We start from the raw sequence: 9,154 nt of genomic DNA on the forward strand, positions 1-9,154 counted from the left end.
AACAGCAGGTCGCGCGCGTCGAGCAGCGGGCCGTCGACGTCGGTGAGCTCGGCCGAGCGGAACGCCGGCAACGACTCCCCGTTCAACGTGGAGAGGTCGACCTCGACGCCGCCCTCGATCAGCCGGGCGTCGGCCGACACCCGGTCGCCTTCCTCCACGATCAGGACGTCACCGGGCACCAGCTCCCGCGCAGGCACGGAGCCCCGTACTCCGTCCCGCACCACGGAGGCCTTCGCGGGCAGGTAGGCGGCGAGCGCCTCGACGGCCTTCTCCGCCTGCCGCTCCTGGACGAACGCCAGGGCGGCGTTGAGGACGACGACCGCGATGATCGCGATTCCGAGCACCTCGGTACCGGCCAGGAACGCGAAGCCGGCCGCGAGCAAGAGCAGCAGTGCCAGCGGGTGGGTGAACTGCCGCAGCAACTGCTTGGGCCAGTCCCGGCGCTTGCGCCGGGACAACTCGTTGGGGCCGTGCGCCAGGAGCCGGCGTGCGGCCTCCCGACCGGACAGTCCCGTCGGTCTGGTCCGAAGGTCCCGGTACAGCCGGTCCAGCGGCTCGCGCGGGTCGCTCTCCGGCGCGGTGACGGTCTCGGTCGTCGTCATGGTTCGAGCTTCACGCGTCCGCGGTGGCGTCCCCAGGGTCCTAGGGACCGCCGTGGATGAGTAGGAAGACGCTGGGCCGCTCACATTGGTCCAGCGCGAGGTTTCCGTCACACGGGACTCGTTGGCCGAACGAGAAAAGACCTGTTGTGTGCGTTCGGCGAGCGCACACAACAGGTCTTCGGCCGCACCGGGCGACGCGGCTGTTGTCGGGCTGATCCGGTACTGGAACCGCTGTACCCTCAGCGTGCGGCGACCAGCTGCTGGGCGATCCGGTACGCCCAGAGCTCGATCGCCTCCCAGTCGCGGTAGTCCCCTGCCATCGGACCGGTGGCCATCCTCTTGGCGAGGAAGCCGACCGCGGTCTCGGGGGTGATCCTCCCGCCGAAGGTGGCCGGTTCCTCGGCGCCGATGCGGGCAGCGAGCTCGCGCACCTTGTGGGGCGCCCGCTGCGGCACCTGCTCCGCGCCCAGCGGACCGCTGTGGAACAGCCACACCGGCCGTCTGGCGAGCAGGTCCGCGTTGCGTTTGAGAAGCTTCACCGCTTCGGGCCGCCACCGTCCGGCGTAGAGCGCGCTGCCGAGAACGACGGCCTTGTAGGGCGCGACCGTGCGGACCTCGGCGGCGTCGAGAACGGTCACCTCGTGGGCAGCGGAGCGGATGCGTTCCGCGATGGCTTCCGCGATCTCCTTGGTCCCGGACATCTTGGTCGCGTAGGCGACGAGAATCTCAGTCATACCACCACGATCTGCCCGCGTCGACGAACCGGGCAGAGCCCTTGTGCTCGACGGCGCAGGGACACCGGCGACTGGTGAGCACCGGTCGGCGCGCGCACTGTGGAAGTGGTGCAGGAGGTCGTCATGAGAGTGCTGGTGGCGTACGCGAGTGCCGCTGGATCGACGGCGGGGGTCGCCGAACGGATCACGGGAGTGCTGCAAGCGCGTGGGCACGATGTCGCGCTGAGGTCGGTCGACGATGTCGAAGGCGCCGAGCACTACGACGCTTTCGTGCTGGGCAGTGCGGTGCACAACCAGGCGTGGCTCCCGTCGGCTTCCGATTTCCTCGCGAAGCAGCGGCTGGTTCTGCACGGCAAGCCGGTCTGGTTGTTCAGCGTCGGTTCTCCAGGCGCGTTGCGCGGTCCGTTCCGCCGGTGGGCGATGCTGGAGGAGAACGACATCCTCGCCCGACTGCTCGACATCGTGACGCCGGTCGAGCACCGCCTGTTCACCGGTGTGGTCACCAACACGACCTTCGGGAGGCTCGGCGCGTTGGTGTTCCGCGCTCTCGGAGGCCGGTTCGGCGACTTCCGGGACTGGGACGCGATCGAGAAGTGGGGAGCCTCCATCGCCGACGCGCTTGCCGACCAGAAGTCGTGAGGAGGCCGGCCGGCCCCCTCACGACCGGTGCTCACGGCAGGGTGCGCGCGACGAGGTCGGCGAGGTCCACCGTGCGGTTGGCGTAACCCCATTCGTTGTCGTACCAGCCCATGACCTTGACGACGTGGCCCTGTGCCTTGGTCAGCGACGCGTCGAACACGCAGGAAGCGGGGTCGGCGATGATGTCGCGGGACACGACCGGATCCGTGGTGTAGCGAAGGATCCCCTTCATGTGCCGCGCGGCCGCCTCGGCGAACGCGCGGTTCACCTGTCCGACGGTCGCCGGCTCGGCGAGCCGCACGGTGAGGTCGGTGAGCGAGCCGTCCTCCACGGGCACTCGCACCGCGAGTCCGTCGAGCTTCCCGTCCAGGGACGGGATGACCTGGCCGATCGCGCGGGCGGCGCCCGTGGACGTCGGGATGATGTTGACCGCGGCCGAGCGCGCCCGCCGCAGGTCCTTGTGCGGGCGGTCGAGCAGCGCCTGGTCGCCGGTGTAGCTGTGGATCGTCGTCATGAGGCCCTCGACGATTCCGAACGCCTCGTCCAGCACGGCGGCCATCGGGGCCGCGCAGTTCGTGGTGCACGACGCGTTCGAGATGACGTGGTGAGAACCGGGGATGTAGGTGTCCTCGTTCACCCCCAGCACGATCGTGGCGTCAACGTCCTTGCCGGGTGCGGTGATGAGCACTTTGCGGGCACCGCGTTCGATGTGGACCCCCGCTGCCTCGCGGGTGCGGAACTTGCCCGTGGCCTCGATGACGATGTCGACCCCGAGCATGCCCCAGGTGAGATCCTGGGGGTCGGTGTGGCTCGACACCAGGATGCTGTGCTCGTCCACGGTGATCTTGTCGCGCTCGGCCGTGACGTGCCGGCGCCACGGCCCGTAGGTGGAGTCGAAGGCGAGCAGGTGTGCGAGGGTTTCCGGGGTGGTGACGTCGTTGACGGCGACGATCTCGATCGCCGTGTCGTGGCGGTCGACGGCGGCACGCAGCACGTCCCGTCCGATCCGGCCGAAGCCGTTGATGGCGACGCGAACCGGCATGATGAGCTCCTTCGTGGACGAGGCGGGCTGTCAGTGGAGGTTGCGGAGCAGCAGGCGGCGCTCCGCCGACCCGATCGCGGCCCTGGCCGCGGGCACGGCGTCCGGGTTCACCGAGATCGACGTGATGCCGAACTCCACGAGCTTCTCCGCGAACTCCGGCTTGTTGGACGGGGCCTGCCCGCACAGCGACGACGTGATGCCCGCGTCGCGCGCGGCGCCCACGATGCGGCCGATCATGTCGAGCACCGCGGGGTCGGACTCGTCGAAGAGGTCCGCGCACAGCTCCGAGTCGCGGTCGACGCCGAGCACGAGCTGAGTGAGGTCGTTGCTGCCGATGGAGACGCCGTCGATGCCGGACCGCGCGTACTCGGGGATCCAGTAGGCGACGGACGGGACCTCCGCCATGACCCAGCGGTGCAGGCCGCGCTGGCGGCCGAGCGGGCTGCGGTCGATCTGCTCCAGGCAGGCCTCGAGCTCCCACTTGGTGCGCACGAACGGGATCATCACGTGCAGGTTCGGTGTGTGCTCGCGCACCCGTGCGAGTGCTTCGAGCTCGAGCGCGAACAGCATCGGGTCGTCGACGTAGCGGTAGCAGCCGCGGTAGCCGATCATCGGGTTGTGCTCGTGCCTCTCGAACTGGTCGCCGCCCTTGAGCTCGCGGAACTCGTTGGTGCGGAAGTCCATCGTCCGGTAGACGACGGGACGTGGTGCGAACGCGTGGGTGATCTGCAGCAGCGCCGAGGTCATCGCGTCGAGGAAGTCCTCGCTGCCGTGCTGGGCGAGGAACCGGCGCGGGTGCTCGGCTCCGAGGGCCTCGGTGAGCATGAACTCCGCGCGCAGCAGACCGACGCCGTCCACCGGCATGGCCGCCACTTCGGAGGCGTGCTCGGGCAGGGCCATGTTCACGTACACCCGCGTGCCGAGCGCCTCGGTGGAGGGCATGGTCGGCGCGACGATCCGCGGCGCGGTGGTGATCGGCGCGGCACCGGCGCGAACCTCGCCCGCGCTGCCGTCGACCGTGACCAGCTGCCCTTCCTTCAGCACCGACGTCGCGGCACCGGTGCCGACCACGCAGGGCACGCGGAGCTCGCGGGCGACGATGGCGGCGTGGCAGGTGATGCCGCCCCCGTCGGTGACGACGGCGGACGCCCGGCGCATGGTCGGCACCCAGTCGGGGTTGGTCATCTCCGCGACCAGCACCTCACCGTCGCGCAGCCGTGAGCCCTCGTCCGGGGACTGCAGGACCCGCACGCGGCCGGAGACGATGCCGGGAGAGGCACCGAGACCCGTGACGATCGGGCCGCTGGACGGGACCTCCTCGTCGGGCAGGGTGGTGATGGGCCTGGACTGCACCAGCCAGGTCTTGCCGTCGGCGACCGCCCACTCGGTGTCCTGCGGCTCACCGTAGTGCCGTTGCACGCGCACGCCGAGCTGCCCGATGGCGATGGCCTCGGCCTCGCTGAGCACCCGGGCGTGGGACTCCTCGGAGCTGAGCTGGATCCGTTCGTCGTCGCCGTTGGCGCCCCGCACGATCTTGTGGCTCTTGCGGCCGATCCGGGTGTCCTCCAGGGACACGGTGTCGCCGTCACGGCGCAGCACGTACGTGTCCGGCTCGACCGATCCGCTGACGACGACCTCGCCCAGGCCGAAGGAGGCCTCGACGAGCAGCTTGTCGCGGTCGCCGGTGGACGGGTCGGCGGTGAACATGACGCCGGACCGCTCGGAGTTCACCATCTTCTGCACCACGACGGCGATGGCCGGCTCGTCGGTGATGCCCTGCTCGGCGCGGTAGGCGATCGACCGCGTGCCGAACAGCGACACCCAGCAGTCGAGCAGCCGGTCCAGCAGCGCGTGGGCACCTCTGGTGTTGGTGAAGGTGCTGTTCATCCCCGCGAACGACGAACCGGCGGTGTCCTCCGACGTCGCCGACGAGCGGACCGCCACGGACTCGTCCTGGCCGAGGCCCCGGTAGGCCTCCAGCACCGCGTGCCGCACGTCGTCCGACACGCCTGCCTTGCGCACGAGTTCGCGCATGCGCTCGGCGCACTCCTCGAGCCGTTGAGGCGTGGTGCCCCGATCGAGGGCGATGACGAGCTCCGCCGCGAGGTCGTCGCGGACCTGGCTCATGGAGGTGAGGAAAGCCTGAGCGGTCACGACGAACCCCGGCGGCACCGGCAGTCCCGCCCTGGTCAGCTCACCGAGGTTGGCGCCCTTGCCGCCGGCGGTGCCGGTGTCGTCCTTGCCGAGCGTGGTGAAGTCGCGGATGTAGGTGGTCACGGCTGCTCCTGACGGGTGAGGACGTCGATGAGGGGACGGCGCGGGGTGGCGGGCAGCGGGTCGGCGTTGAACGCGCCCCAGCCGACGCGGATCACGAGCTGCGGGCAGGCCGACGCGCCGAGCACCTCGTCGCGGACCATCTCTCGGGTCTCGACGACCTCGAGAGGCTGGCTGAGCGGGCAGGACGCGAGCCCGGCGGAGGTGGCCTCCAGCAGCACGGCGCCGGCCGCCTCTCCTGCCCTCAGCCGCGACAGCTCGTCGTCGGACGAGGTGCTCAGCACCACCAGCGACCCCGCGTCCTCGCTGATCAGCCTGCTGTCGGCTTGCCGCAGCTCACCGGGGGCGAACTCGCGCAGCCGGAGGTCGCCGTACTGCCGGGTTCCCGTGGGGATGTTCGCCGCGGGAACGCCGGCGGAGGCGCCGGGGTAGACGCCGGTCCACTCGCGGATCTCGGCCTGGTAGCCGGGATCTGACTCCTGGACGATGGAGGCCTTGGCGATCGCCACGAGGAGTTCGGTGCGCGCCTTGCCCATCACCTCCTGCGCTTCCACGCCTTCGGCGCGCGCCCGTTCGACGAGCTGGCTCATGATGCCGCTCGGCACCTGCCACGAGGAGTACGCGCGGCGGTCGGTGCGCCTGCGGGGGATGGCGGCGGCCAGCGCGATGTGGGGCTGGGCGGGTTCGCGCGCCTCGAACTCGATGGCTGCCAGGTGGTCCGGGTCGCCGGGGTTGGGCAACCGGTGCACGACGGCCTTCCAGCCCAGGGCGGCCAATCCGACCCGCAGGTGGTGCAGGGCCGCGCCGCAGCTCAGGGTCAGGTCGGCGCCCAGCGGGTCGATCGAGGGCAGTGCGCGCGTCCGGTCCGCGTACAGGTGCAGGCTGTGCGCGCCGATCTCCCAGCGCCACGGCTGCGAGTTGTGCACCGACGGTGCACGGCAGGCGAGCGCGAGTGCCGCCCGCACCGTGTTCTCGTCCGGCTGACCGCGGTTCATCCGGTTCACCTCCAGGTCGAAGTCCCACGCTCCAACGTCGCAGCGCCGACGGGTTCGGGTGAGGGGCGTAGGTCCCCGGCGACGTGGGACCGGGGTCCCGCACAGCGACGCCTTTGGCACGTGGCCCAGGAGATGTGGCGCGGCGAGGCTGGGGTCGACCTGGATGACGGAGTGCCGGAGGGTGTCATGCGTGAACCGACCGTCTCCTCGCTGATGACGCGCGAGGTGATCACCGCCGATGTCGGCAGCTCGTTCAAGGAGCTCGTGCAACTGCTGGAGGACAACAGGATCAGCGCCGTACCGGTCCTCGACGGCGGCTACCCGGTCGGTGTCGTCTCCGAGGCCGACCTGCTGCCGAAGGAGGAGTTCCGCGGAGGAACGGGCGAGGCACCAGGCCTTTTCGCCGGGCGTGCGGAGAAGCACCGCTGGGCGCAGGTCGGCGGCCTCACCGCCCGCGACGTGATGACCAGCCCGGTCAAGAGCGTCACTCCCGGCACCACGGCCAGTGCGGCCGCACGGGAACTCGCTGTCACTGGTGTGCGGCGACTGTTCGTCATGGACTCCGACGGGGCGCTGGTCGGCGTGCTGTCGCGACACGACCTGCTGAAGCTCTTCCTGCGAGAAGACGACGAGCTGAAGACGGTGATCCGCGACGAGGTCTTCGGCCGGGTGCTGTGGGCGGATCCGTTCAGCGTCGACATCGACGTCTCCGAGGGCGTGGTGACGCTGCAGGGACAACTGGAGCGCCAGAGCGAGGTCGAGATCGCCGAGCACCTCGTGCGCGCACTGCCGGGCGTGGTCGACGTGCGCAACGAGCTGCGGCCGTCGTGGAACGACACCGTGCACACCCGTCAGACCACGATCCTCGGCTGAAGGGACGAGCTATGAGGACCCGAGACGTGATGACGACGGAGGTCGTCACCGTCACCCCGCAGACACCGGCACGGGAGGCCGCCCGGTTGCTGGCCGACCACGGCTACACCGCACTGCCCGTGGTCGACGACTCCGGCACGCTGGTCGGAGTCGTGAGCGAGATCGAGCTGCTGCGCGACAGGCTCCCGCAGGACCCGCGCTGGCTGGTGCACGGCCAACCGCCGGAAGCGAGGCGCCCTCCAGCCGACCTGGTGGCAGAGGTGATGGCGACGGCGCGGACGGTGACACCCAACACCGACCTCGCGGAGGTCGCCGAGCTGATGCTCCAGCACGGCATCCGCAGCGTTCCGGTCGTGCGAGAAGGTCATCTCGCGGGCATCGTGACCCGCCGCGACCTGCTTCGGTCGATCAGTCGCGCGGACTGGATCATCGAAGCCGAGATCCGGCACCGCCTCGGCGTCGTCGGCGATCCACACCGGTGGACGGTGGAGGTGAAGGGCGGCAAGGTGTCCATCGTGGACAAGATGGACAACGAGACCGACCGCCATGTCGCCGAGGTGCTCGCACGCGCGGTCGCGGGCGTGACCGACGTGCGCATCGCCGCACCGGAGAGGATCTGACCGTGGCCAGGCGGTGGAGCGAGGTCCCGCGGGGCCGGCGCCGGACTTTCGTCGTGATGAGCGTCGTGCAGCTGGTACTGGCCGGGGCGGCGTGGACCGATCTGGCCCTGCGTCCCGGCGAGTTCGTCCGCGGCCGCAAGTCGTGGTGGGCCCTGGCCATCATGGTGAACTTCGCCGGACCACTCGCCTACTTCCGCTGGGGCAGGAGAACCTGAACACGCGAAAGGCGCCGGGCGAACCCGGCGCCTTTCGCGTGTTCAGGCCTGCAGGACCACCTTCAGGGCCCCGCTGTCGCCCGCGTTCTCGAACACCTCGTAGGCCTGCTCCATCTGGCCGAGGTCGAACCGGTGCGTGATGAACCGCTCGGCGTCGATGCGTCCAGCCTCGACCATGCGCAGGAGGGTTGGTGTGGACACCGTGTCGACGAGCCCAGTGGTGATGGTGACGTTGCGGATCCACAGGCTCTCCAGGTGCAACGTCGCCGGCTTGCCGTGCACGCCGACGTTCGCGACGCGCCCGCCGGGGCGTACGAGCTTCGTGCACAGCTCGAACGTGTCCGGCACTCCGACCGCCTCGATCGCCACGTCCGCGCCGAGCCCGTCGGTCAGTTCCCGCACCACGCGCTCTGCCTCGTCCGCGTTCGACACCGTGACGTCCGCACCGAACTGCTTGGCCGCGTCGAGCCTCGTGGGGGAGAGGTCGACGGCGACGATGTGGCCGGGGCTGTAGAGCTGCGCGGTCTGGATGGCCGCGAGACCGATCGGACCGGCTCCGACGATCACCACGGTGTCCGCGGGCTTCACCGCTCCGTTGAGCACGCCGACCTCGTACGCGGTCGGCAGGATGTCCGCGAGCACCACCGCGGCCGCGTCGGAGACGTCGTCCGGCAGTTTGTGCGTCGAGGTGTCCGCGAACGGTACGCGCACGTACTCAGCCTGCACGCCGTCGACGAGGTGCCCGAGGATCCACCCGCCGCCACCCAGACATTGTCCGTAGCTGCCCGTGCGGCAGTACTGGCAACGTCCGCAGGTGGTGATGCAGGAGATCAGCACCCTGTCGCCGGGCGCGAGCCCGGTGACCGACGCGCCGACCTGCTCGACCACCCCGACGGCCTCGTGACCGAGGATCCTGCCCGCTTCCACCTCGGGAACGTCGCCCTTGAGGATGTGCAGGTCGGTGCCGCAGATCGTGACCGCGGTGACCCGGACCACCGCATCGGCCGGGTCCTCGATCTCCGGCTTGGGCACCTCCTTCCACTCGCGTTTGCCGGGACCGCCGTAGACCAGGGCCTTCATCGGTACCTCCTCAGGAGTCACTTGCACTCCAAGGCTTCTCGCCTGCGGGGGGCGTGCGCAGAGACCGGCGTCCCGCGCCG

10 protein-coding genes are annotated in these 9,154 nt (G+C 70.2%); 4 read left to right on the forward strand and 6 right to left on the reverse strand.

Features of this window, described 5'->3' with window-relative positions:
* Both VF330_RS32505 and VF330_RS32510 read right to left on the reverse strand, forming a co-directional pair.
* On the reverse strand, positions 1 to 602 hold a 602-nt coding region (locus VF330_RS32505; protein WP_330855533.1), incomplete at its 3' end, for a cation-transporting P-type ATPase.
* Between the two features lie 239 nt (positions 603 to 841).
* Positions 842 to 1,336, reverse strand: a complete 495-nt coding sequence (locus tag VF330_RS32510; RefSeq protein WP_330855534.1) for a flavodoxin domain-containing protein — start codon at positions 1,334 to 1,336, stop codon at positions 842 to 844.
* 123 nt (positions 1,337 to 1,459) lie between these two features.
* On the opposite strand from VF330_RS32510, the gene VF330_RS32515 reads away from it, so the two are divergent.
* On the forward strand, positions 1,460 to 1,975 hold the full coding sequence (locus VF330_RS32515; protein WP_330855535.1) for a flavodoxin domain-containing protein: 516 nt from the start codon (positions 1,460 to 1,462) through the stop codon (positions 1,973 to 1,975).
* Positions 1,976 to 2,006: 31 nt separating this feature from the next.
* On the opposite strand, the gene gap is transcribed toward VF330_RS32515, so the two are convergent.
* The 3 genes from gap to VF330_RS32530 are packed head-to-tail and all read right to left on the reverse strand — an operon-like array spanning position 2,007 to position 6,286.
* Entirely contained in the window at positions 2,007 to 3,017 is a 1,011-nt protein-coding gene (gene gap / locus VF330_RS32520) for a type I glyceraldehyde-3-phosphate dehydrogenase (RefSeq protein ID WP_330855536.1), read from the reverse strand.
* A 30-nt stretch (positions 3,018 to 3,047) separates the two neighbouring features.
* A complete protein-coding gene (ppsA, locus tag VF330_RS32525) occupies positions 3,048 to 5,294 on the reverse strand; it encodes a phosphoenolpyruvate synthase (protein WP_330855537.1) in 2,247 nt (748 codons plus the stop codon).
* A complete protein-coding gene (locus VF330_RS32530; protein WP_330855538.1) occupies positions 5,291 to 6,286 on the reverse strand; it encodes an Acg family FMN-binding oxidoreductase in 996 nt (331 codons plus the stop codon). The genes ppsA and VF330_RS32530 overlap by 4 nt, the downstream gene beginning before the upstream one ends.
* Before the next feature lie 186 nt (positions 6,287 to 6,472).
* Between VF330_RS32530 and VF330_RS32535 the strand changes: the two genes are divergently transcribed.
* Genes VF330_RS32535 through VF330_RS32545 form a run of 3 tightly spaced genes read left to right on the forward strand, consistent with a single transcriptional unit; the run spans position 6,473 to position 7,994 of the window.
* Entirely contained in the window at positions 6,473 to 7,159 is a 687-nt protein-coding gene (locus VF330_RS32535) for a CBS domain-containing protein (protein ID WP_330855539.1), read from the forward strand.
* 11 nt (positions 7,160 to 7,170) lie between these two features.
* The gene (locus VF330_RS32540) at positions 7,171 to 7,779 is read left to right on the forward strand and encodes a CBS domain-containing protein (protein WP_330855540.1); all 609 of its coding nucleotides are present in this window, start codon (positions 7,171 to 7,173) and stop codon (positions 7,777 to 7,779) included.
* Positions 7,780 to 7,781: 2 nt separating this feature from the next.
* Positions 7,782 to 7,994 (forward strand): PLDc N-terminal domain-containing protein, encoded by a 213-nt coding sequence (locus tag VF330_RS32545; RefSeq protein WP_330855541.1) that lies wholly within the window; start codon positions 7,782 to 7,784, stop codon positions 7,992 to 7,994.
* A 42-nt stretch (positions 7,995 to 8,036) separates the two neighbouring features.
* On the opposite strand, the gene VF330_RS32550 is transcribed toward VF330_RS32545, so the two are convergent.
* Positions 8,037 to 9,074 (reverse strand): zinc-dependent alcohol dehydrogenase family protein, encoded by a 1,038-nt coding sequence (locus tag VF330_RS32550; RefSeq protein WP_330855542.1) that lies wholly within the window; start codon positions 9,072 to 9,074, stop codon positions 8,037 to 8,039.
* Between the last annotated feature and the right edge of the window lie 80 nt (positions 9,075 to 9,154).

It is taken from the genome of Lentzea sp., assembly GCF_036380075.1.
Taxonomy (GTDB): Bacteria; Actinomycetota; Actinomycetes; order Mycobacteriales; family Pseudonocardiaceae; genus Lentzea.